The organism is Leuconostoc garlicum (assembly GCF_001998805.1).
GTDB lineage: Bacteria > Bacillota > Bacilli > Lactobacillales > Lactobacillaceae > Leuconostoc > Leuconostoc lactis.
The window spans coordinates 1,580,396-1,604,902 of the sequence record NZ_CP016329.1 but is presented as its reverse complement, the minus strand read 5'-3'; the positions used below and the strand labels follow the sequence as shown (position 1 = coordinate 1,604,902).

Below are 24,507 nucleotides of genomic sequence, written 5' to 3'. Positions count from 1 at the left end.
GGTTGTCTTTTTTTGCGACGGATTTTAATAATACATGCTTAAAAGCTTAAAAAAAGGTATAATGAATAGTAATTCTTATTGAAAGAATGATCTTAACTTGACTTTTTTGATTTAGAAAGAAGATATTGAAACATGATTACTTTAAAATCACCAAGAGAAATTGAAGCCATGCGCCAGTCTGGTGCCATTATTGCTGGCATGCATCATATGTTACATGATTTGATTCAACCAGGCATTGATACTTGGGAAATTGAGACAAAGGCGCGTGAGTATATTGAAAGTCACGGTGGCGTGCCTTTGCAAATTGGTTACGAAGGCTTTAAGTATGCCACGACTATCAGTATTAATAATGAAGTGGCCCACGGGTTGCCACGCAAAGGCCTCAAATTAAAAAACGGCGATCTCGTTAAAGTTGATACAGTCGTCGGCCTTAATGGCGCGGTTTCAGATTCTGCTTGGTCCTATGCAGTTGGCGAAGTGTCACCCGAAGTGGCACAATTGATGGACGTGACAAAAAAAGCGATGTATCTTGGTATTGACCAAGCTGTTATCGGTAATCGTATTGGTGATATTGGGCATGCCATTCAACAATATACAGAAGTTGAACATGGCTATGGCGATGTGCGCCAATATATTGGTCATGGTGTTGGCCCAACGATGCATGAAGACCCACAAGTGCCACATTATGGTAAGCCAGGTCATGGCGTTCGTTTGCGCGAAGGCATGGTCATTACTATCGAACCAATGATTAACCTTGGTGGTTGGGAAGTTGAAACGGACGATACGGAAGCAGACGGCTGGACAGTTTCAACCCTTGATGGTTCATGGTCAGCACAATATGAACACACCTTAGCAATCACGAAAGACGGTCCTAAAATCTTGACAAGTCAAGATCCAGAATTTGATGCAAAATATTTGTAAAAGTGAGTTGGAAAATTGAAAATAAAGCCAAAACGTCGATCATACTTGATTGCAAAACGATGCATCGATATTGTTTTTGCGTTATTGGGATTGATCGTACTGTCGCCGATATTTTTGATCGTTTATATCTTATTAAAAGTTGATAGCCCACAGTCGCCGGCATTTTTTAAGCAACAACGGGTTGGTCGCAACGGGAAAACATTTGATATTTATAAATTTCGTTCAATGGTACCCAACGCAGAAGACATCTTGAAGTCGAACCAGGCATTGTATGACAAATACGTCGCCAATGGCTATAAATTACCGACGAAGGAAGATCCACGTATTACCAAGCTTGGGGCTTTTTTACGCCGATCAACAATTGATGAATTACCGCAGTTTTGGAATATGCTCATTGGGGATATGAGCCTGGTCGGTCCTCGGCCGATTGTTGCTGAAGAGTTGAAAGAATATGGCGATCAAGTCGCTTTGTTTTTGTCAGTAAGACCTGGTGCCTTAGGCCTTTGGCAGGCCAGTGGTCGCTCATTGATTGAGTATCCAGAACGAACACAAATCGAATTAGAATACGTTGCGAATGCTGGTTTTTGGTATGACATTAGCATTGTGTTCCGAAATATCATTGCGATATTTAAATCTAAAGGTGCCTATTAAAGGCTGCCTGTATTTGGTAGTATGAATGACAAATAAAACGCAAATTTTAATGGCAGCGCACAAAGTTGTACCGGTGCCAGATGAAACAATTTATACGCCAATTCAAGTTGGTGCCGCGCTATCAGCAGAGCGATTTCCCGGCTTTATTTCAGATGATACTGGTCGCAATATTTCTGAAAAAAATCCGTATTTCAATGAATTGACCGCCATTTACTGGGCACGTCACAATAGCGATGCTGAGGTGATTGGATTGGTCCATTACCGCCGGTTCTTTTCATTTTCTCGGCAAAAAGATTTAGCCAAAATTTTGACGTCAGCGCAGTTAGCAGACTTGTTGGCCAAAAATGATGTGATTTTGCCAAAAAAGCGGCGCTACTGGATTGAATCCAGTGATTCCCATTATCGGCATGCGCATCATGAAGCGCCACTCGATATTTTGCGTGAGGTCATTGCGACAAAGCAGCCAGACTATTTGGCAGCCTTTGATCGTAATATGTCACGGACATGGGCGCATATGTTTAATATGTTTATTATGCGGCGTGATCGATTTGATGCGTATGTTGATTGGTTATTTGATATTTTATTTGCCGTGGAAGCCCGTGTGCAAGCAGATGTTGAAACGTGGGATAGTTATGAACAACGGGTGTACGGTTTCTTGAGTGAACGCTTACTGGACGTCTGGTTGGAAAAAAACCAGATTCAGTATCAAGAAGTCCCGGTTGTTTTTATGGGAAAGCAAAATTGGCTGCTCAAAGGTGGCCGATTTGTCGCACGGAAAATTGGGTTTGGTCGATCACATTAAGGTGATTGGCCTTTTTTTGTGCCATAAATTAGGGTGGTGATGCGGCATGTTATGAACATACTGTGGCAAATCGCTATCATGGTATGATTTTTGATATGCAAAACGGGGTTGTCTCAGGTATAATAGAACTACTATGACAAATAAATTTAATACGAAGAATTATGACTACTTAGTTGTTGGTGCTGGACCGTTCGGCATGATTTTTGCCTACGAAGCTGCCAAGCGTGGCAAGCGGTCTCTGATTGTTGAAAAGCGCCCTTATATTGGCGGTAACATGCATACCCATACTGAACATGGGATTACGGTGCATGATTTTGGCGCACACATTTTCCATACAGATAATAAAGAAGTGTGGGACTATATTCGTCAATTCGCCGAATTTAATGGCTATCAAAACCAAGTGGTGGCGAACTACAAAGGCACATTGTACAATTTGCCCTTCAACATGAATACGTTCTATCAAATGTGGGGAACCAAGACACCTGCCGAAGCACAAGCCAAAATTGCTGAACAAAAGGCTGCGGCTTTGGCTGACTTAGGCGATCGCCAACCACGTAACTTGGAAGAACAAGCGATTTCATTAATCGGAACTGACATTTACGAAAAGCTCATTAAGGGTTACACGGAAAAGCAATGGGGGCGTAAGGCCACTGAATTGCCAGCCTTTATTATTAAGCGCTTGCCAGTACGCTTTATTTACGATAACAACTACTTTAACCACCGCTATCAAGGGATTCCGGTGGGTGGTTATACGCAAATTTTTGAGCGTATGGTGGCCCAATCGAACGGCTTGATTGATGTCTTAACAGACACTGACTTCTTTGATCATAAGGACACGTTATTAGCCGAATTCCCACGGGTACTCTACACGGGCATGATTGATCAATTCTTTGACTATAAGTTTGGGGAATTAGAATATCGTTCACTCCGTTTTGAGCATGAAGTAGTGGATTCAGAAAACTATCAAGGTAATGCTGTCATTAACTATACAGATGCCGAAACACCTTACACGCGTGTCATGGAATGGAAGCACTTTGATGGTTTGGCTGACGAAGGTAAAACAATCATTACGCGCGAGTATCCACAAGAGTGGAACCGTGAAAAAGAAGCGTATTACCCAGTCAACGATGACAAAAACACGCAAATCTACAAGCAATATGCGAAAGAAGCACGGACAAAGCACGCAGAAATTATTTTTGGTGGTCGCTTAGGGAAGTATCGTTACTTTGACATGGATCAAGTGATTAATGATGCTTTGAACACGGTTCGTGAAGAATTTGGGGTCGCTCCAGATTTCAACTTCGCGCATGACAACGTTAAATAAACAGGCCCTTTTGGGCGTACATATAACACTTTAGCGTGATTCGTCTGACTAATTAGCACTGAATCGGTGATTTAGCAACTGGACAGCGACACGATGGCGTAACGCAACATTTAAATTAACATCGAAAGGCATAATCGGTAGATGTCTGATCGTACAATGACTGGCACAGTGAGATTGCTTAGGCAAGAAGTGTACCAACAGTGTGCGACAGCGATGTTATTTTTTTGTGCCATTTTGTGAACAGCGCAACTGTCTAGTCGCAGGTTGCCAGCATCAAGGTGAATTTGGCGATCGGCTAATGTGTGATGTCTGTGGGACACAACACAGTCTCTGTGACCGCAGTAATCAATATCATAATTGAAGAGGGAAAACATGACTGAACCAACTGTAACAGCGATGATTGTCACGTATAATCGGCTACCGTTATTAAAAGAAGCGATTCAAAAAGTGTTAGCACAAGACACGTCTGCTTTAAAACATCTCATTGTGGTTAATAGCGCGAGTACCGATGGGACACATGAGTATTTAGATCAGTTAACTGATCCACGCTTAATTGTGACCCACATGTCGGAAAATCTGGGCGGTGCTGGCGGTTTTAATTGGGGTATGCGAGAATTTATGATGCTTACGCAGGATGATTATGTCTGGGTGATGGATGATGATTCGATGCCAACCGAGGATGCTTTATCCAAATTGTTGGCGCTATTTGCAGCGCAGCCTAAGGCAGGTTGGGCGGCTAGTAAAGTGATTTGGACTGATGGCGATTGGTCTAAGATGAACGTCCCAGCACCACTGGCAGGAAACGCCGCAACGTTATTACAGGATCAGGCGCGCTGGCTGCCAATCAAGCAGGCCACGTTTGTCTCAACCATCTTTTCACGGGCAGTAATTGCACAAATTGGGTTACCGCAAAAAGAATATTTCATCTGGGGGGATGATATTGAATTTACCCAACGTGCCACGCAAGTCAGTGCGGGATTTTTTGTGCGAGACTCGATTGTGGTACATGCGAGTCAAGCCAACCCCAAGCCTGGAGATATTGTGGGTGAAGTAGATATCACACGCTTACCCCGCTATTATTATGAGTATCGCAATCGCATTCTGACATCGCGGCGGCGCCATTCGCTCATTAAATTAGGCAAAACGCTCGCACACACTGGGCTTGATTTTACTAAAACGCTATTGTTACCAAGTGTGCAGTTTCGTGGTCAAAAATTAAAGATTATTGTGGTAGGCACTTATCAAGGGCTTAAATTCCGGCCGGCGATTGAATATGTGCCACAAGTCTGTGAGAGTGCTTAGTGACGATCTTTATGAGAGACATATTTATGGGTTGTCAACGCGAGTCCATCAGTGTTAAACTGTATTATATTAAAAAATACGTGATATAGTGTCGGATAATGGCCGACTGTTTCTACCCAGCACCGATGTTGGACTATCACAAATGCGGGATCTGTCCATCATTTGTGGTGGGCAGATTTTTCGCGTTTAGGAGAGTATTATGTCGAAGTTTTTTAAACTGGCTGAAAACAAAACGACTGTACGTCGTGAAGTTTTAGCAGGGATAACGACCTTTGTGTCGATGGCTTACATTTTCTTTTTGAACCCTCAAATTTTGGGGCAAGCTGGTATTCCTGAACAAGCCGTCTTTTTGGCAGCCATTATTGTTGCCATGTTTGGGACGTTGTTTATGGGAATATTTGCCAACGTACCGTTTGCATTGGCGCCGGGAATTGGGATGCAAGCGTACTTCACTTATACCATCGTGTTTGGCTTTGGCTTTTCATGGCAGCAAGCCTTGGCGATTGTCTTTTTGGTTGGTGTTGTCGATATCGCCATTACGTTAACACACGGCCGTCGCGCAATTGTTAAGGGCATTCCAACCGAATTAAAGGCCGCCATTGGTGGTGGTATCGGGATGTTTGTGACGTATATTGGCTTAAAGAATGCCGGGTTCATTAACTTTTTGGTGGATGGCAACAACGTTAAGACAGTCAATGACGAAGCTTACACAGGTAAGACGAGTGGGGCGATTCATTCACTCTTAGCCAATGGTGGTGTTACACCAGAATTGACAAAGTTTAACGAACCATCAGTTTTGTTGGCTTTAATTGGTTTCGTGTTGCTCCTTGTTTTGGTTATGCGTAAAGTACCAGGTGCCTTTTTGATTACGTTGGTTGCCACAACTTTGATTGGTATTCCAATGGGCGTGACGAACACACAAATTCAACCAGGGACATCAATTGGTTCTGCCTTCCACCAACTTGGTGATGTCTTTGGACAAGCCTTTGGTGCCAAAGGAATGGGCAGTCTGTTTTCAAATTGGGAAAACACCTCAATGGCTATTGTGACAATCTTTGCCATGGGGCTAACTGGTTTGTTTGATGCAATCGGGACGTTGATTGGTATTGGTAATCAAACGGGTATTTTTTCAAAAGCAGACACGAAAGCGTTTGAACAAGAAGATGGTTTCAACTCAAAGATGGACCGCGCTTTGGTGGTTGATACCTTTACCACTGCTTTAGCGGGTGTTGTTGGGACGTCAAATACCACAACATTCATTGAATCAGCGACTGGTATTGCAGCTGGTGCCCGCACCGGCTTAGCCAATGTTGTCACAGCGATTGGCTTTGGTTTGATGGTGATTTTTGCACCGTTTGTTGGGGTTGTGCCATCAGCGGCCACATCACCATTGTTGATTCTAGTTGGGATTATGATGATGGGTGAATTCAAGAAGATTTCTTGGGAAAACTTGGAAGTTGCCATTCCAGCGTTCTTCACTTCTGTCTTTATGGCCTTTTCATACTCAATTTCATATGGGATTGCCGCTGGCTTCATTTTCTTCATTGTGGTGAAGTTAGCCCTTGGTAAATTCAAGGAAGTGTCACCAGTTTTGTTAATCGTGTCAACGTTCTTCTTGATTAACTTTATTATGTTGGCATTCATGTAATTCAATATTGATTTCAATAAAAACCGCCGTTATGGCGGTTTTTTTGATACAATGTTAATATGAAAACAGGAACAGTAAAAATTTGGCAAAAAGAACGTGGCTATGGCTACATTACTCCGGACGAAGGCGGCGCTGACGTCTACGTTCACTTTAACGGCATTGATATGGACGGTTTCAAATCGCTCAATCAAGGGGAACGTGTCAGCTACGTCCTCGTTCAAGGCTATAAAGATTATCAAGCAGCAGAAGTAAGACCCATCATGAAGAAGGCATCAGAAGTATAATGGCGGAACGCGAGCAAGTACAAGATACCCAAATCGTCTATGAAGGGCCTATTTTTAGTGTCGAAAAACAGGCAGTCTCGTTGTTTAATGGTAAGACATCACAACGTGATATTGTCCGACATGTGCCCGCAATTGCCGTGTTAGCGTTTGTTGATGACGACCATATTTTGTTGGAAAAGCAATATCGGGCGACAATTGGGGATTTTATCTTAGAAATTCCTGCGGGTAAGTTAGATGAACGTGATGTTGATCAACCAGAACACGCCGTTGTTCGTGAGTTAAATGAAGAATTACGCGTGTCAGCTGGTGATATCCAACGGGTGACCGGTTTTTATGAAACGGTTGGTTTTTCAGATGCTTATATGTATCTCTACGTGGCCCGCGATTTGCAGCCACTGCCCGTTGCTGAGCAATTACCACGGGATTTAGGTGAATCTTTAGACATTGAGACGATCAGCTATGACGAGATGAAGCGTTTGTTTGAAGCCGGCGCGTTGAATGATCAAAAGACGTTGACGGCCTTCTTATACTGGTCATATATACGAGGTTAAGATGGCAGAAGAACTATCACGGCGTGCCGCAAAGAAAGCACAAAAACAACGCGAGAAGGAACGTATTCGGGTCGAGAAAGCGTATGCTAAAGCGCATCCCACCCCAATCACAGTCGTGACACCAGAAACACGTGAAGAAATGCGCCTGACCCGTAAAGGGCGCTACGAACTGGGGTCAGATGGTAAACTCACCGCTAATGGTAAATCTAAACGATTACGGCATCGCTATAACGTGGCGATTGTTGGCTTAATTGTGCTGATTATCGCGACTTATGCGTATTTCTTTTTAGTCAAATAATTGGGGCTTAAATCACACCGAAACTGGTGGTAAATTAGGAAGGAAGAGATGACCGAATCGCTTGGCTGATTCAGCGTCATAAATGACAACATGAAAATTGGAATTATTACGCCAATGGCGGAAGAAAAAATCACACTGATTGCTGCCTTAGAAGATGTGACAACTAAGCAACACGGTGGGACTGAAATCACAAGTGGTCACTATAAAGGTCATGAGGTGATTTTAACCGAATCAGGTATTGGGAAGGTAGCTGCGGCTTCTGCGACTGCGTTGATGATTGATAATTTTGAACCTGACTTAGTAGTCAATACTGGTTCTGCTGGAGCGCTTGATCCTGATTTGAAAATTGGGGATGAAGTGATTGGCACACAAGTCGCTTATTCAGATGTTGACGTGACGGTGTTTGGTTATGTTTACGGACAAGTTCCAAACAAGCCACTTTACTATGAAGCCGACCCAACAGTGGTTAAAGACTTTGAACAATTAGCCCCAGTAAAAGAAGGCTTGATTGTATCGGGCGATCAATTCGTGCAAGATACGGCAAAAAAGCGTATTTTAACACATTTCCCAGAGGCTTTAGTGGCCGAAATGGAAGCTGCTGCGGTTGCGCAGGTTGCCTACCAATTTGGCACACCTTTCATTGTCTTGCGTGGGGTGTCTGATTTAGCAAATGGTGATTCTGGCGTGGTATTTGATGATTATGTCGTTGAAGCAGGGCGGGCTTCAGCAAAATTGTTGCTATCTTATTTGGATAGCAAAGCATAATTGAGACCGTGAGAGCGGTCTTTTGTGCTTTAATCACGCAATATATAAATTTAAAATAAGGATTTTAAAGATGATAACAAGTTATAACTTACAAGGGATGGGTGATGTTTTAGTCATTATTTTGGCCCCAAATGCTGCTGAACAAACAGTAACAACAAATGGTCAAGTGACGCGTATTCAAGATGCTGCAACACAAGCCACAACTGGTTTTAACATTGCTGGCGTTGGCGCACAATTGGGCTTAACTGACGTTCAAGGACAAGTCGTATTGGATGCGGATCAAGTTGATCAGGTTAATAGTTTGCTAGCAGAAGCTGGCTTTGAAGATCGCTTGACGGTGTCACCCTCAAAGCTAGTCATTGGTCGCGTTGAAAAAATGACGGCGCATCCTGATTCTGATCATTTGCATGTGACCACAACCACTGTTGGCGAGGGTAAAACGCTACAAATTGTATCAGGTTCACCAAATATGCGTGAAGGGATCAAAGTCGTGGTCGCACAACCAGGAACAATGATGCCATCTGGTGCCTTGATTTGGGATGGCGCTTTACGGGGCGTGCAATCAAGTGGCATGATCGTTTCAGGACGTGAATTGCAATTGCCGGCAGCACCAGATAAGCCAGGGGTACTGGTATTACCTGAAGACTTTGGTGAAGTTGGCGCGGTTTTTGACTTTGATAAAGCACAGAACTTGTATACGGATCACTTAGTGGATACGAATTATTAAGATGGCAACACAAGAAAAAATTCAAAATGCGCGGCGGACGTATCGGACGTTAAACGATGAAAACGCGCAATATAAAAAATTAATATTTGAGTTACGAAAAGGTGAATTACAATACTTTACCTTCGTTTCAGTTGAGGAGCAATAATGGCGAAAACATATTATTTTATCGGTATCAAAGGTACAGGTATGGGGCCATTGGCACAAATTTTACATGATCAAGGCCATGTGGTATTAGGCTCAGATATTGAAACTTATACTTATACACAAGCACCGTTGGAAGCAGCGGGGATTGAAATTTTACCATTTGATGCGGCCAATGTGGATGCTCATACGGATGCGATTTTTATTCGAGGCAATGCGTTTACAGACGATCATGTTGAAGTTGCTCGCGCACTGGCGCTCGGGGTGACCATGATGACCTATCCTGATGCAGTGCAAGATCAAATTGCGCAAACAACCTCGATTGCTGTCGCTGGTGCGCATGGGAAAACATCAACCACTGGATTACTTGCACACGTCTTAAAAAACATTGCGCCAACCTCTTATTTGATTGGTGATGGTACGGGGCGTGGGGTACCAAATTCACAATTTTTTGTGGTGGAAGCCGATGAATATCGTCGTCATTTCAAAGATTATGCCCCAGATTACGCCATTTTGACCAACATTGATTTTGATCATCCAGATTATTATCATGATATTAACGATGTGACAGCAGCTTTTTCAGACTTTGCTGGCAACGTTAAAAAGGCCATTTTTGCTTGGGGCGATGACCCACATCTACGTAGTTTGCAACCAGCCGCTGACGTGTACTATTATGGGACAAATGCGGATCGGGATGATTTTGTCGCCACGAATATTCGGAAATCAACCCAAGGGTCACATTTTGAGGTGTTGTTCCGTGGGGAACCTTTAGGCGAGTTTGCAGTGCCGTTGTTTGGTCAGCACAGTATTTTAAATGCTTTGGCTGTCATTGCGGTGGCTTACATGGAAAAGGTTGATCTCAACTTGATTCGTGAGTTCTTAATGACCTACCAAGGGGTTAAGCGGCGTTTTAGTGAAAAGCAAATTGCCGATATTACAGTAATTGATGATTATGCGCATCATCCTACGGAAATTGATGCGACTTTGGATGCGGCAAGGCAGAAGTATCCCAATAAACAAATTATTGCGATTTTCCAACCGCACACTTACTCACGCGTGATTGCCTATAAAGACGAATTTGCGAAAAGTTTAGAAGCCGCAGACAAAGTCTTTTTAGCTGATATCTTTGGTTCAGCGCGTGAAAAGGCTGGCGCCGTGACTTCAGCAGAAATCGGTGCGGAAATTAGTAAGTTTGGTGGCATTATCACAGAAGATAATATGAGCTTACTGATGCCATTTGAAAACGCGGTGATGGTCTTTATGGGTGCCGGTGATATTGAAAAATATGAGTTCGCCTATGAAAAGTTACTGGGACAATTGCGGACAGATTTGCAGTAAATGCTGTAGACATTAGCGTATTGATATTATTTTAAATGCGAGTTTGCTATAATGATAGTAACCAGGCATTTCTATAGCAATATAATATATAGAAACGGTAATATTTTACGCTGGTAAAATTATGAAAATACGGGGAGACTCAAATGGATAATTTTGACATGAATGCCCGTCGCGATGTGACAGGCATGGACGCAGGAATGCGTGCGTTCTTTAAACAAACTTATAGCTTTATGGGCATTGCAGTCTTAGTGACAGCGTTCACTGGCTTCATTGTACAAAAGTTTTTCTTAGCACAAGTTTATGCCTTGATTGCCGGTAATTTGATCGGAACATTGGCCTTGTTTGGGATTCAAATCTTGATCATGACCATGATTGGTCGCGCTACATTTAAAAACCCAGCACGTGCGTTTGGTCTCTTAATGGCCTTTGCCGTGATTGAAGGGTTGACATTGGGCTTGTTGTTGGCGGTTTATACCGGTGCTTCAGTCATGATGGCTTTCGCCTCAGCTGCTTCAGTCTTTGGTGGTATGGCACTTTATGGTGTGTTCACGAAGCGTGATTTAACAGGTATGGGATCAATTTTGTTTGGCATGTTGATTGGTTTGATCATTGCATCATTGATTAACCTATTTTTCTATAATGGTATTGTCTCATTATTGATTTCAGGGGTAACCGTGATTATCTTTGCTTTGTATACAGCCTATGATAACCAAAACTTGAAGGTGATGTACGGTCAATATGCTGGCCAAGTTGATACAACGGGCTTGGCAGTCAATGGGGCCTTGCGTCTCTATCTTGACTTTATTAACTTGTTCTTTGCCTTTATTCAAATCTTTGGTATTGGTAACTCAAGAGATTAAGTTTAATTGTCGAAAGACAAGACAAAAGCAGCCGAAAGGCTGTTTTTTTGTTACACTAGAACTACGTAAAGGAAGATAAAATGACAAAGACACTACTTTTAATTGATGGTAATTCGCTCGCATTTCGTGCGTTTTATGCCATGTATAATCAATTGGATCGGATGATTGCGCATAATGGGCTCCACACCAACGCCTTGGTCGCTTTTAATAACTTTCTAGACCAAATCGTGGATCCCATGCAACCTGACCTAGCTGTGGTAGCCTGGGATGCAGCATCGGGCAAAGAAACATTCCGTGGTGACTTATTTGCAGGTTATAAAGACGGCCGATCAAAAGCACCAGAAGAGTTCAAAGAACAGTTTCCCTATCTGCGTGAAATGGTCGCCTTACATGGCTTACGCAATTATGAACATCCTGGATTGGAAGCCGATGATATCATCGGGACATTTTCACGTTTAGGCGAAGCTGCCGGCTATCAGGTGACGATTGTGACGGGCGACCAAGATTTGATCCAGCTCGCAACGGATAACATCACGGTGAACGTGACGAAAAAAGGTGTGACGGAAATTGAGCGTTTTACACCAGCCTATATTCAAGAAATGTATGGCTTGACACCGCTACAAATTATTGAGAAAAAGGCCCTAACTGGTGATACGTCTGATAATTATCCTGGCGTTACTAAGGTTGGGGAAAAGACAGCGTTGAAATTGTTGGCCCAGTATCACGATTTGGATAATCTTTATGCTCAAATCGATGAGATGAAGCCGTCAAAAATGAAAGAGAATTTGATTAACGATCGCGAAGCTGCTTACACAGCACGGCAATTAGCAACGATTCGGACAGACGCTGATCTTGAATTACCACTGACGGAAATTGAATATCGCGGTATTGATTATGATGGGTTGGTACCGTTCTATGAAGATATCGATTTTACACAACAATTGGCTAAAATTAAAGCCTTAAAAAAATCCGGTCAGTTGACTAGTCAAGCGATAGTGTCGGAACCAGTGGTGAATGTTGTGCCATTGCAGGCAGATAATTTACGAGCGGTGGCGATGATGGGCGACAAAATTGCCTTGCATATCGAAATGGTCGGCCAAAACTATCATGAAGATGACATGATTGGTTTTGTTATTGGTAATCCAACAGTGGGTTACTATGGTAGTCGTGATTTGTCCTTACTGCAAACACCGGAACTGCGCGCGGTAATTGAAAACCCAGCTATCATCAAAAACGTTTTTAACGTCAAAGCACAATTGGTGTTGTTTAAGCGCCTGGGCTTAGCGTTGCAGGGTGTTGATTTTGATTTTTTGTTGGCAGCTTACTTGCTCGATACGACAGCAAATGATAATGAACTCTCAACGTTGGCCCAACGTTTTGATGTATATGTGCAGCCAGATGAAGAAGTTTATGGCAAGGGAGCCAAGTTTGCGGTGCCAGAAGACGTCGATCAGGTCTTGACGCATCTTGGTCAAAAGGCGGATGCGTTAATGCAGTTGGAAACGTCCACTTTGGCGGCTTTAACTGATCATGAGCAAATGCATTTGTACACTGATATTGAGTTGCCTTTAGCCCACGTGTTAGCCGATATGGAATACCGTGGTATTGCCATTAACCAAGCGCGTTTAGTAGAAATTGGGACAGATTTAACTGGTCGTATTCAGGCGATTGAAGATGCCATTTATCTAGAAGCTGGGGAAAAATTCAACATTAATTCACCGAAGCAACTCGGGGTGTTGTTGTTTGAAAAAATGGGCTTGCCAGTCATCAAAAAAACGAAAACTGGTTATTCAACGGCAGTTGATGTCCTGGAAAAGTTAGCACATCAAGCCCCAATTGTCGATTATATTTTACAATACCGGCAATTGGCCAAGCTAAAATCCACCTATGTGGATGGCCTATTAGCGGTTGTCAATCAAAAAGATAGCAAAATTCACACGCGTTTCTTACAGACCTTAACGCAAACGGGCCGCTTGTCATCAGTTGATCCTAATTTGCAAAATATTCCGATGCGTTCCGATGAAGGGCGTCAAATTCGGACGGCTTTTGTGCCGAGTCAACCAGATTGGCAAATTTTTGGCGCGGATTATTCGCAAATTGAATTACGCGTGCTGGCGCATATGACAGGTGACAAAAATATGCAACAGGCGTTCTTAAATGGCGAAGATATTCATGCCGAAACGGCACGTGCCGTCTTTGGTTTAGATAGTCAAGCACCAGTTAATGCGTTACAACGGCGAACGGCAAAAGCGGTTAACTTTGGGATTGTCTACGGGATTTCTGATTTTGGTTTGGCCAATAATCTGGGGATTTCCCGTGCGCAAGCCAAGCAGTTTATTGAAACGTATTTTAAAGAATTCCCTAAAGTACATGAGTGGATGGAAAATATTAAGGCGGTTGCACATGCACAAGGGTATGTGGAAACCATTGCCAAGCGGCGCCGTTACTTACCTGATATTCATGCCAAAAACTTTAACCTGCGGAGTTTTGCGGAACGGACAGCGATGAATTCACCAATTCAAGGATCCGCTGCAGATATTATCAAGATTGCGATGATTAAGGTGGCCGACGCCTTAGCAGAAAATAACATGCAAGCACGGATGTTACTGCAGGTCCACGATGAATTGATTTTTGAAGCACCAACGTCTGAAATACCCGCATTGACAGCGTTAGTGACCCAAGTGATGGATTCAGCTGTGACTTTGGATGTCCCTATGCAGGTTGAAAGCCATTATGGTAAAACATGGTATGATGCCAAGTAAGCGTGCTTTTAGCACGCTTTTTTGCGCGTTAAAATAGGGACCTTATTTTCTCATGTTATAAAAGCTGACATGTATTATCAAAATCGCCAGATTTAGCTTAGAATATAGATATGTTAACGGAGGTTGTTAAATGAGCGAACGTGAATTGAGAAGAAATTTAGCAATTCTGCCGATTGGCACCGTCCGTGAATTGACCCTATTAACTGATCGTCAGATTCGATATTATGAACAAAATCAGTTAATTACGCCAAATCGCGGGAAGGGCGGTCAGCGTCGATTTTCATTGAATGACGTGGATCGCTTACTAGAAATCAAAGATTTTCTAGATGCGGGTGATTCAATCAAAGATATTCAAGAAATCTTCGCAAAAAAGCGCCGCAAAGCAGAAGGGCAACCTGATTCGGAAACAGCATTACGTCGATCATTGCAAAAAGAATTTGCGCAAATTGGTCGGTTTGGTCGTTAGTTTTGAAATGCTGGGCATTTCAATATTGGTGTAGGAAGAAAGGAAAATCATGGCACGCAAGTCATATACAAAAGAAGAAATTAAGCAAATTGTTGCAGATGAAAATGTGGAGTTCATCCGTGTCACATTTACCGATGTTTTTGGTGCAATCAAGAACGTTGAAGTGCCAACATCACAATTGGACAAAGTGTTAAACAACAATTTGATGTTTGACGGGTCATCAATTGAAGGATTCGTGCGTATTAACGAATCAGATATGTATCTTTACCCTGACTTGTCAACCTTTATGATTTTCCCATGGGCAACAGATGAGCATGGTGGTAAGGTTGCACGTTTGATTGCTGATATCTATACGGCTGATCGCGAACCATTTGCTGGTGACCCACGTTATGCTTTGCGCAAGGTTTTGGCAGAAGCTAAAGCTGCTGGTTTCACATCATTTAACGTTGGCACAGAACCAGAATTTTTCTTGTTCAAGTTGGACGCCAACGGTAACCCAACCACTGAATTGAACGATAAGGGTGGCTACTTTGACTTGGCCCCACTTGACATGGGTGAAAATGTCCGCCGTGAAATCGTGTTGACTTTGGAAAAGATGGGCTTTGAAATTGAAGCGGCTCACCACGAAGTTGCGGAAGGGCAACATGAAGTTGACTTCAAGTACGCTTCTGCTTTGGAAGCAGCCGACAACATTCAGACATTTAAGTTGGTTGTGAAGACTATTGCGCGTAAGAATGGTTACTTTGCGACATTTATGCCAAAGCCAGTTGCTGGGATTAACGGGTCAGGCATGCACACCAACATGTCATTGTTCCGCGATTCAGAAAATGCTTTTGAAGACACATCAGATGAAATGGGCTTGTCAAAGACAGCTTATAACTTCTTGGGCGGTTTGTTGGCGCACGCGACAGCTTTCACAGCCTTGGCAAACCCAACAGTCAACTCATACAAGCGTTTGACACCTGGTTTTGAAGCACCGGTTTATGTGGCATGGTCTGCCTCAAACCGTTCACCAATGGTACGTGTACCGGCTTCTCGTGGTAAGTCAACACGTTTGGAATTGCGTTCAGTGGATCCAACGGCTAACCCTTATACAACATTGGCTGCGGTCTTAGCTGCTGGCTTGGATGGGATCAAGAACGAACTTGAACCATTGGCATCTGTTGATAAGAACATCTACTTGATGGATGAAACAGAACGCACAAAGGCTGGTATCACAGACTTGCCAGACACATTGTTGGCTGCTGTGCGTGAATTGGCGAAGGATGATACGGTGATTGCGGCTATTGGTACGCATATTGCGGATAAGTTTATTGAAGCTAAGAAGATTGAATATACATCATATCGTCAGTTCGTCTCACAATGGGAAACTGACGCCTATCTTGAAAACTATTAATGGCTGCTGCTTTGGCCATTAGGGCACATTAATTCATCAGAAAAGCCACGACAAGTCGTAGCTTTTTTGTTATGATAAAGGGAGTGTTTTAATAGACTGAGGAGCGTGTCAACGACATGAAAAACATAACAATTGACTGGCGAAAAGCTTGGCTAATTGCGATTGTATTTATCGCAAGTGCCTGCGTCCAAGTCTTGGCTTTGAATGCCTTCTTAATCCCTAATAATGTGTTCTCAAGTGGGTTTAACGGTATTGCACAGCTTTTAGCGATTTTCTTTGCGCAAGTCTTTCATATGAATGTCCAAACTGGTGTGTTCATTATGATTTTCAACATCCCAATTGGGATTATTGGCTGGAAGTTAATCGGTGGTAAATTTACAATTTTGAGTTTTTTGAATTCAATTTTTGTGTCATTTTTGCAAATTCTTGCCCCAACACAAGCTTTGACAACTGAACCCTTACTTGCCTCACTGTTTGGTGGTTTATTGTTAGGTGTATCAATTGGGCTGGCCATGCGTTATGGCTTTTCGACCGGTGGGATGGACATTGTTGCCATGGTCGTTCAGAAGCGTACGGGAAAGTCAATCGGCGCCTTGATGAACGGGATTAACTTTGTTGTGGTGATTGTTGCTGGTACCTATATTGGTTGGCAAAATGCCTTGTTCACGTTAATCGGGATTTATGCCACTGGTCGTGCTGTTGATGCCATTTATACCGGTTATCAAAAGTTAACGGCCATGATTGTCACCTCAAAAGGCGACGAAGTGGTGACCGCTTTGCATAAGGATCTGATTCGTGGGATTACTATTTTGCCATCAAAAGGGGCTTATACAAAGCGTGATTCTATGACGTTGATGATGGTATTATCACGTTATGAATTGGTTGAAATGCAAGAGATTGTCCATCGGACAGATCCCAAAGCCTTTATCAATCTGATGAGTACGGTCAGTGTGTCAGGGGAATTCTTTGACTCTGACCGCCAGTTGCAAATGAAAAAAGCCGTTGCCGTACCAAAATTTGAAACGGTTGAAGCACAAATTGAAGCTGATCTGCAATTAGAAGCGCAATTAGATCAAATTGAAGTCGAACAAAGAAAGGATATCTAACTATGCCTATTGTACAAGTTGAATTATTAGAAGGTCGCACACAAGCACAACTCGCCAAAATGGTGAAAGACATCACGGATGTGATTGTTGAAGATGCTGGTGCAGCACGCGAAGCGGTACACGTTATTGTACGTGAAATGCCTAAAGACCGTTACGCAGTTGGCGGCGTGTTAAAGAGTGATCAATAAGTGAATAAAAAGCGTGTGTCATACGTGACACACGCTTTTTTTATTGTTTTGGTTGCGTTGAATCCCGAATAACCAATTGGCCATCAATCACGACACGTTGGATAGCTTGTGGCTGTTCATCACGGACTTTAGTAAACAGCTGATAGAGCTGTTTACCTGCTTCAAAAAAATTAAATTCAAAGCTAGTTAGATTTGGGGTCACGGTTTCGCTAAAAAACGATTGACCAAAGCCAATATATTGTGGTGTTTGCTGCAATGCGTAGCCAGCCTGCATGGCACCAACCACAATACGGTCAGTGGCGCCAATCACAAGATCGTACTGATCGGCGGCCATAGCCATTTTGGCATCGCGCTTGGCGGTATCGAGTTTAAAGTCGGTAATCACTTCGGTATAGGGAATATTTGTCAGCGCGGCTTTAATCCCCATGAAACGTTCATAGCCAACAGCATGATCCGCTTTGGCATCGACATTTAACAATAAAACATTTTCAGGATTTAAGGTCTTAATATAGGCACCAACAGCCTCGCCGCCCTGACGATCAGCCATAATGACACGGTGAAAATTCGGTTCGTCTTGGCCTTGAATGACAATTGGCAGTGGGGAAGCCATTAAAGTCTCACGAATGGCGTCAGTTAAATTAGCCGTTAACAAAATGATGCCGCCAACATTTTGGGCGTGTAATTTTTCAATTGCGGCTAATTCGCGCTCAGGATCTTGATAGGCATTGACAATTAAAAAAGTATCATCATGGTTGTTTTCGTCCAAACCACGAAGCATATCGGATTGGGCAATGGAATCCAAGCGGGGCACAATGACGCCAATCGTATGATTTTTTTGTTGCTTAAGACTTTGGGCAAAAGTGTTGGGGGTATAACGATATTCTTTTACAATCCGATCAATTTTTTGTCGGGTGTGGGCACTCACAGAGCCACCATTGAGGTAACGGGAGACCGTACTTTTGGCAACATTTGCCATTTTGGCAATGTCATTAATTGTGACTTTCTTATTCATAACCTTAATCATATCAGAAATACCAACGGTTGTTGCGATATTCAGCAAAAAAAAGTGGGGGTTGCAAAATAATTTGTAAGCGGTTACAATGACAGTGTAATAAAGAACCGGTTCCGTAATACGTATTTGTAAGATTGGCAGTGCTGTTTTAACAGCTCGTTTTAAACTGAGTAGAGGAAAATCCAATGAAGTATGATGAAGTAGCAAAGCGCGTGGCAAACGCGGTCGAACAAGACAACATTATTGCTGCAGCGCACTGTGCCACACGGTTACGACTTGTCGTCAAGGACGTCAAGAAAATTGATCAAGACGCTTTAGACAATGATCCGGATTTGAAAGGGACCTTTAACGCAAATGGTCAGTATCAAATCATTGTTGGACCTGGCGATGTGAATGGTGTTTATGATGAATTTGTGAAGCTAACCGGCGTTAAACAAGCCTCAACAGATGACTTGAAGCAGATTGCCGCACAGTCTGGTAAGAAAAATCCAATTATGGATTTGATTAAAGTTTTGTCTGATATCTTTGTGCCACTGATTCCAGCCTTGGTTGCTGGTGGTCTACTAATGGCCTTGAATAATATCTTGACCGGTGCTGGCATGTTTGGACCAAAGTCATTGGTTCAGATGTTCCCACAAATTACTGGCTTAGCTGAAATGGTTAACCTAATGGCGTCGGCACCATTTGCCTTCTTACCCATTTTGATTGGGATTACAGCGACACGGCGGTTTGGTGGGAGTGAAATCCTGGGTGCTGCGGCTGGTATGATGTTGGTGATGCCAAGCCTGGTCAACGGTTATAACGTGGCTGAAGCGGTGGCAACTGGTAAGATGCCAACTTGGGATTTGTTTGGTTTGCATGTTGCCCAAGCTGGTTATCAAGGTCAAGTGTTACCAATTATCGGGGTTGCCTTTATTCTTGCCACTTTGGAAAAGTTCTTCCATAAGCATTTGAAAGGGGCGATTGACTTTACCTTTACGCCAATGCTTGCGATGTTGATTACAGGATTTGTGACCTTCATTGTGGTCGGACCAATCTTGCGCGTCATCTCAAACGGTATCACCGATGGGTTGACTTGGATGGTGACAACCTTTGGCTTTATTGGTTATGGTATCTTTGGATCATTCTATTCAGCCATTGTGATTACTGGCTTGCATCAAAGTTTCCCAGCGATTGAAACACAATTGTTAGCCAATATCGCCAAAACTGGTGGTGACTTTATCTTCCCAATTGCTGCTTCAGCTAACGTGGCGCAAGGGGCCGCAACCTTTGCGATCTATTTCTTGGCCAAGGGAAATCCAAAGATGCGTGCCTTGGCATCATCAGCCGGCGCCTCAGCGATGCTTGGTATCACTGAACCTGCCTTGTTTGGGGTCAACCTTAAGTACAAATTCCCATTCTTTATCGCCTTAGGGGCTTCTGGTGTTGCTAGCTTGATGATGGGCTTGTTCCATGTGATGTCCTCATCACTTGGCCCAGCTGGTTTGATTGGTTTCATTGCAATCCCAGCAAATAAGTGGGTTGGCTTCTTTATCTCAGTGATTATTGCCTTTGTGCTCGCGTTTGTGGTAACGTTTGTTTACGGCCGCTCACACATGCCTGCTTCAGATACACCAAAGGCACCAGTTGTGCCTGATGAAACAGTCGTTGCTGTTGGCTTGTCTGTAAATGCGCCAGTTGCTGGTGCATTAGTGGATATTGCCACGGTAAATGATCCAGTTTTCTCAAGTGGTATGATGGGACAAGGTGTTGCGATTGAACCAAGTGATAATCAAATCGTAGCGCCAGCCGATGGCCTGATCACCGTTGCTTATGCGACAAAACACGCTTATGGATTAAAAACAGATGACGGTGTTGAAGTATTAATTCACGTCGGAATTGATACGGTTAACTTGGAAGGTAAGGGCTTTACGTCAGAAGTTGTTCAAGGCCAGTATGTCACGAAGGGGACAGTGCTTGGTACATTTGATAAGCAAGTCATTGCTGATGCCGGCTATCCGGTCACAACGATGGTTGTGGTGACCAACAGTCAATCATATGAGAAAGTAGTCCATGACAAGCCGTTTGGGTCAAAGGTTGTCCCAACTGATGTTGTTCTGACTGCTGTACCCGAAGCAGCGGCTGAAAATCTGATTGTTGCACCAGTTTAAGGAGTTTAAATGTTAGTTACAAATGATACGATTGCTTTTGAGAAATATCACTTATATCCAACCAAAGGGTTACTTAATGATCCCAACGGCCTCGTATTTTTTAAAGGCCAGTACCACGTTTTTTACCAGTGGAATCCAAAGGCTTGCGACCATAAGTATAAAGAGTGGGGCCATTTTATTTCAGATGATTTGAAGACATGGCGTCGGGTTGAATCCGCTTTAAAGCCGTCACTGGAAAATTTGGATTCGGCCGGTATCTACTCGGGCGCCGCTTTTGTCAAAGATGATCGACTCTACGTCTTCTATACTGGTAACGTGCGCGATGCGGCTGGTCACAGTGTGAAATCATCGCAAATGTGGGCGGTGAGTGATGATGGGATTCATTTTGAAAAACTCGGTGAATTATTTCCTCATCCGGCAGGGTTTACCAAAGATGTGCGAGATCCAATGGTTTGGCAGGGTGATAATGGACATTATTTCTTGATTTTAGGGGCGCAACACGATAATCAAGTTGGCGATATTATCATTTATGAATCGGTTGATTTTAAGAACTGGACATTTAAAGGCTCATTGCTAGGTGATCAATTACGCGATGTTCGTGGTTATATGCTGGAATGTCCAGGATTGATCACTGTCGATGGCAAGCAAATTTTGATGTTTTCTCCACAAGGGTTAGCACCAGATCATGTGCATCATCGATATGAGAACATTCATAACACGGGGTATGTGATTGGCACTTTTGATGAAACAACGGCACGTTTTCAGGTCGAAACAGACTTTGAAGAAGTTGATCAAGGGTTTGAATTCTATGCCCCACAAACGATGAACGCACCTGACGGGCGACGCATCATGTGGGGATGGGCTGGCATGATGACACCCGAACGGGAAGCAGCTGTGCCAACAATTGCCACAGCCGATTGGGTACATGTGTTAACGGTACCACGGGCATTACACGTCACAGCCGACAATCACTTAGTGCAACAGCCAATCCAAGAAATATTGGCGCCGACAGTACTTGACATTCAGTCGCTTGATCATCTGACGGTTGGTCAATATCGTGTACAGACTGATGCGGATTGGTCGGTGGCCCTGGGTGATCATGCCACATTAAAGCGAGTGGGCCAAACGTTGTATTTTGAACGGCAACAGTGGGAAGATCATCGTTTAGATACGCGTCAAATGACGGGCAACCTTGATGAACTCTTGCTGATTGTAGACAATGATGTGATTGAAGTTTATACTGAAGATGGTTTGCAGGTTATGACGGGACGTTATTTCTAGGCAGCTATTGTGATATTGAAGACGCTAGTACGTAAAGGTGTTGCTCAAAATAGGGTTAACATCGCATAAAGAGGTAAAAGAATGGGACTATTAGGTGCAATTGAAGCAGGTGGTACAAAGTTTGTGGTGGCTGTTGCCGATGAAGACTTTAACATTATCGATCGAACAGCCTTCCCAACATTGGATGGCGAAAAGACGTTAGATCAGGTGATTGCGTTCTTTGACCAATATGATAACATCGACGCCATTGGGATTGCCGCCTTTGGGCCAATTGATATTGTGCCTGAATCAAAGACTTACGGCTATGTGCTGGACACGCCAAAACACGGCTGGTCAGGGTATAATTTTTTAGGCCGGATGAAGGCTTGGCGTGATATTCCTTATTACTGGACCACGGATGTCAATGGGGCTGGTTGGGCGGAGTTTACGACAGGCGCTGCCAAAGACGTTGACAATATGGTGTATTTGACAGTCGGCACGGGTGTTGGGGCCGGTATTGTCTCTGGTGGACAGCTTGTTAGTGGTTATGGTCACCCAGAAGCCGGTCATATCTTCTTGCAAAAGCATCCAGAAGACACGTATGCGGGTCATTGCCCATTCCACGGTGCGAACTGTTTGGAAGGTTTGGCAGCTGGACCAGCCATCGAAGAACGCTGGGGCATGAGTGCTAAGGAAATCCCTGATGATCATTTGGCATGGCGCATGGAAGCCTTCTACTTGGCACAAGCGATTTTGGACTATACGATGATCTTGCGTCCAGAAAAGGTGGTACTTGGTGGCGGCGTGCCACATCGTGAGATTCTTTTCCCCTTAATTCGGGAAAGCTTTGCGGAACAAATGAGCGATTATTTGGCAGTGCCACCATTGGATGACTATATCGTGCCAGTGGCTAATGGCGATAATGCCGGCATCCTCGGTTGCTTCTATTTGGCGAAAACATTACTATAAAAAATAAAACCGACAAGCCATTAATTGGTTTGTCGGTTTTTGAGTGCCTGTAAGGCTAAGTTGTGGGCGCCAAGATTGTCTTTTTCTGGCAACCATTGACTAAGGACGAGGGTACGAGACGCTAGCAATGCCAAAATGTTATCGACTTCGGGTTGATAATGTTTGGCATATTGTTTGTGTAACGCCTCAACTAATAATTTAGAATCACTGTAAATGGTTAAAATATCCGTGTTAGGAGGTAATTGCTTTAACGCCCAAATCAAGGCTTGAAACTCCGCCGCGTGGTTATCCAAAGATTCAAATAGGGGTGACTTAAATTGTTGCTGCTGTTTTTGTTGAATCAGTACGGCACCGGCAGCGCTGAGGCCAGTGTGGGGCTCACGTGCGGCATCGACGTAAAGGGTAAGCAATGGTTTTTCCTCGACAAATAGTTTTTTTAAGACAAATCTGATTGGGATACTGTCATATTGTTTCCTATTATAGCGGGTTTTTAACCAAAAATGTACTATTTTTAAGTCTGTGGTTGAGGCACGTTAGTTTTTAAAAGGGGCGCCGAAAACAGCTAAGCGATCAGCTAAACTTGCTTCAATGGCAGTGACACCTGGTGCCAATAATTTTCTTGGATCATAGTTTTTACCAATTAAATCTTGGTCGGTTAAAATAAATTCGCGTAATGCTTGATGAAAGGCTAATTGTGCTTCAGTATTCACATTAACTTTGGCAACACCTAGGCGAATGGCTGTTTTGATTTGATCATCTGGGATACCCGATCCACCATGTAAAACAAACGGCACTTGATGGTTGGTGATGGCGTCTAGTGTGGTTGTTAATTTTTGGAGATGGGGCAGATTTAGTCCTTGCCAATTAGCGGGGTAACGGCCGTGAATATTGCCAATACCTGCAGCGATAAAGTCAATTTGAGTCTCAATCATGGCAATGGCATCAGCAATTGGGGCAATTTCACCAGTGCCAATGATGCCATCCTCTTCGCCTCCGATACTGCCAACTTCAGCTTCCACTGAAATATCTTGCGCATGGGCTAACGCGACGATTTCACGCGTTTTGGCTAAGTTTTCCGCTAATGGTAAATGCGAGCCATCAAACATAACCGACGTAAAACCAGCTTGAATAGAGGCTTTGGCCGCCTCGTAGTCACCATGGTCAAGGTGAATGGCAATGGGTACCGTAATATTTAGGGCGTCATCAAGGTTGCGAATCAATTGTGCAACGGTTTTAAACCCACCCATATAGTTAACAGCGCCCATTGAGATAGCAATGATCGTCGGGGCTTGTTTTGCTTGTGCGACTCGGAGGATTGCTTGTGTCCATTCAAGATTATTGGTATTAAAAGCACCCACGGCGTAGCCGTGATCACGGGCTGTTTGTACAATAGCTTTACCAGAAACAATTGTCATAATTTATTCTCAACTTTCTTTGGTTTAGATTGTGTTGTCGCGAAAAAGTGGGTCATCATGCTGTTGAAATTCGGCTATTTCAAAGGCTAGTTAATAAGGCGTTTAGACTAGACCAATTGATCGTTTTTGTTAAAGGGATTAAGCCTGCTAGTCGATAAACGTCATGTATTA

The 24,507-nt window shown here is 43.4% G+C and carries 25 protein-coding genes and 1 riboswitch; of the genes, 22 read left to right on the top strand and 3 right to left on the bottom strand.

From position 1 onward, the window contains the following. Window positions 1-132: 132 nt before the first annotated feature. The 19 genes from map to A9176_RS08040 all read left to right on the top strand — a co-directional run bounded on the left by map (window position 133) and on the right by A9176_RS08040 (window position 17,530). Window positions 133-921 (top strand): type I methionyl aminopeptidase, encoded by a 789-nt coding sequence (gene map, locus A9176_RS08130; protein ID WP_077283123.1) that lies wholly within the window; start codon window positions 133-135, stop codon window positions 919-921. 15 nt (window positions 922-936) lie between these two features. Then, a complete protein-coding gene (locus tag A9176_RS08125) occupies window positions 937-1,572 on the top strand; it encodes a sugar transferase (RefSeq protein ID WP_029509732.1) in 636 nt (211 codons plus the stop codon). A 25-nt stretch (window positions 1,573-1,597) separates the two neighbouring features. Continuing rightward, a complete protein-coding gene (locus tag A9176_RS08120; RefSeq protein ID WP_029509733.1) occupies window positions 1,598-2,374 on the top strand; it encodes a DUF4422 domain-containing protein in 777 nt (258 codons plus the stop codon). A 133-nt stretch (window positions 2,375-2,507) separates the two neighbouring features. Continuing rightward, window positions 2,508-3,698 (top strand): UDP-galactopyranose mutase, encoded by a 1,191-nt coding sequence (glf, locus tag A9176_RS08115; protein WP_077283121.1) that lies wholly within the window; start codon window positions 2,508-2,510, stop codon window positions 3,696-3,698. Between the two features lie 372 nt (window positions 3,699-4,070). Then, window positions 4,071-5,000, top strand: a complete 930-nt coding sequence (locus A9176_RS08110) for a glycosyltransferase family 2 protein (RefSeq protein WP_010004716.1) — start codon at window positions 4,071-4,073, stop codon at window positions 4,998-5,000. 61 nt (window positions 5,001-5,061) lie between these two features. Further along, window positions 5,062-5,156, top strand: a riboswitch (purine riboswitch). Between the two features lie 43 nt (window positions 5,157-5,199). Continuing rightward, a complete protein-coding gene (locus A9176_RS08105) occupies window positions 5,200-6,648 on the top strand; it encodes an NCS2 family permease (RefSeq protein WP_077283120.1) in 1,449 nt (482 codons plus the stop codon). Window positions 6,649-6,707: 59 nt separating this feature from the next. Next, entirely contained in the window at window positions 6,708-6,932 is a 225-nt protein-coding gene (locus tag A9176_RS08100; protein WP_010000511.1) for a cold-shock protein, read from the top strand. Next, the gene (locus A9176_RS08095; protein ID WP_029509736.1) at window positions 6,932-7,483 is read left to right on the top strand and encodes an NUDIX hydrolase; all 552 of its coding nucleotides are present in this window, start codon (window positions 6,932-6,934) and stop codon (window positions 7,481-7,483) included. The genes A9176_RS08100 and A9176_RS08095 overlap by 1 nt, the downstream gene beginning before the upstream one ends. Window position 7,484: 1 nt before the next feature. Then, complete coding sequence (locus A9176_RS08090) at window positions 7,485-7,781, top strand: hypothetical protein (protein ID WP_068852282.1); 297 nt, start codon at window positions 7,485-7,487, stop codon at window positions 7,779-7,781. Between the two features lie 90 nt (window positions 7,782-7,871). Next, the gene (locus A9176_RS08085; protein WP_077283119.1) at window positions 7,872-8,546 is read left to right on the top strand and encodes a 5'-methylthioadenosine/adenosylhomocysteine nucleosidase; all 675 of its coding nucleotides are present in this window, start codon (window positions 7,872-7,874) and stop codon (window positions 8,544-8,546) included. A gap of 70 nt (window positions 8,547-8,616) precedes the next feature. Beyond that, the gene (ytpR, locus tag A9176_RS08080; RefSeq protein WP_077283118.1) at window positions 8,617-9,273 is read left to right on the top strand and encodes a YtpR family tRNA-binding protein; all 657 of its coding nucleotides are present in this window, start codon (window positions 8,617-8,619) and stop codon (window positions 9,271-9,273) included. A gap of 1 nt (window position 9,274) precedes the next feature. Further along, window positions 9,275-9,418 (top strand): hypothetical protein, encoded by a 144-nt coding sequence (locus A9176_RS08075; RefSeq protein WP_010000506.1) that lies wholly within the window; start codon window positions 9,275-9,277, stop codon window positions 9,416-9,418. Next, window positions 9,418-10,752: a UDP-N-acetylmuramate--L-alanine ligase gene (gene murC / locus A9176_RS08070; protein WP_029509740.1), complete on the top strand. Its 1,335-nt coding sequence runs from the start codon at window positions 9,418-9,420 to the stop codon at window positions 10,750-10,752. The genes A9176_RS08075 and murC overlap by 1 nt, the downstream gene beginning before the upstream one ends. Before the next feature lie 143 nt (window positions 10,753-10,895). Further along, a complete protein-coding gene (locus tag A9176_RS08065) occupies window positions 10,896-11,612 on the top strand; it encodes a Bax inhibitor-1/YccA family protein (RefSeq protein WP_029509741.1) in 717 nt (238 codons plus the stop codon). Between the two features lie 80 nt (window positions 11,613-11,692). Continuing rightward, the gene (gene polA / locus A9176_RS08060; protein WP_077283117.1) at window positions 11,693-14,374 is read left to right on the top strand and encodes a DNA polymerase I; all 2,682 of its coding nucleotides are present in this window, start codon (window positions 11,693-11,695) and stop codon (window positions 14,372-14,374) included. 130 nt (window positions 14,375-14,504) lie between these two features. After that, complete coding sequence (locus A9176_RS08055) at window positions 14,505-14,840, top strand: MerR family transcriptional regulator (protein ID WP_010000499.1); 336 nt, start codon at window positions 14,505-14,507, stop codon at window positions 14,838-14,840. Window positions 14,841-14,889: 49 nt separating this feature from the next. Then, complete coding sequence (gene glnA / locus A9176_RS08050) at window positions 14,890-16,236, top strand: type I glutamate--ammonia ligase (protein ID WP_048701302.1); 1,347 nt, start codon at window positions 14,890-14,892, stop codon at window positions 16,234-16,236. A gap of 116 nt (window positions 16,237-16,352) precedes the next feature. Continuing rightward, window positions 16,353-17,342, top strand: coding sequence for a YitT family protein (locus A9176_RS08045; RefSeq protein ID WP_010006071.1), 990 nt, complete (start codon window positions 16,353-16,355; stop codon window positions 17,340-17,342). A 2-nt stretch (window positions 17,343-17,344) separates the two neighbouring features. Next, window positions 17,345-17,530 (top strand): 2-hydroxymuconate tautomerase, encoded by a 186-nt coding sequence (locus A9176_RS08040; RefSeq protein ID WP_010000495.1) that lies wholly within the window; start codon window positions 17,345-17,347, stop codon window positions 17,528-17,530. A gap of 40 nt (window positions 17,531-17,570) precedes the next feature. On the opposite strand, the gene A9176_RS08035 is transcribed toward A9176_RS08040, so the two are convergent. Beyond that, entirely contained in the window at window positions 17,571-18,542 is a 972-nt protein-coding gene (locus tag A9176_RS08035; protein ID WP_077283283.1) for a LacI family DNA-binding transcriptional regulator, read from the bottom strand. A gap of 185 nt (window positions 18,543-18,727) precedes the next feature. On the opposite strand from A9176_RS08035, the gene A9176_RS08030 reads away from it, so the two are divergent. The 3 genes from A9176_RS08030 (at window position 18,728) to A9176_RS08020 (ending at window position 22,921) form a co-directional block, all read left to right on the top strand. Further along, complete coding sequence (locus A9176_RS08030) at window positions 18,728-20,692, top strand: sucrose-specific PTS transporter subunit IIBC (RefSeq protein WP_077283116.1); 1,965 nt, start codon at window positions 18,728-18,730, stop codon at window positions 20,690-20,692. Window positions 20,693-20,701: 9 nt separating this feature from the next. Further along, complete coding sequence (locus A9176_RS08025; RefSeq protein WP_029510405.1) at window positions 20,702-21,973, top strand: glycoside hydrolase family 32 protein; 1,272 nt, start codon at window positions 20,702-20,704, stop codon at window positions 21,971-21,973. Between the two features lie 81 nt (window positions 21,974-22,054). Further along, a complete protein-coding gene (locus A9176_RS08020) occupies window positions 22,055-22,921 on the top strand; it encodes an ROK family protein (RefSeq protein ID WP_077283115.1) in 867 nt (288 codons plus the stop codon). 20 nt (window positions 22,922-22,941) lie between these two features. On the opposite strand, the gene A9176_RS08015 is transcribed toward A9176_RS08020, so the two are convergent. Together A9176_RS08015 and fba are read right to left on the bottom strand one after the other, a co-directional pair. Next, window positions 22,942-23,331: a ribonuclease HI family protein gene (locus A9176_RS08015; protein ID WP_077283114.1), complete on the bottom strand. Its 390-nt coding sequence runs from the start codon at window positions 23,329-23,331 to the stop codon at window positions 22,942-22,944. Between the two features lie 123 nt (window positions 23,332-23,454). Further along, window positions 23,455-24,336, bottom strand: coding sequence for a class II fructose-1,6-bisphosphate aldolase (gene fba / locus A9176_RS08010; RefSeq protein ID WP_077283113.1), 882 nt, complete (start codon window positions 24,334-24,336; stop codon window positions 23,455-23,457). Between the last annotated feature and the right edge of the window lie 171 nt (window positions 24,337-24,507).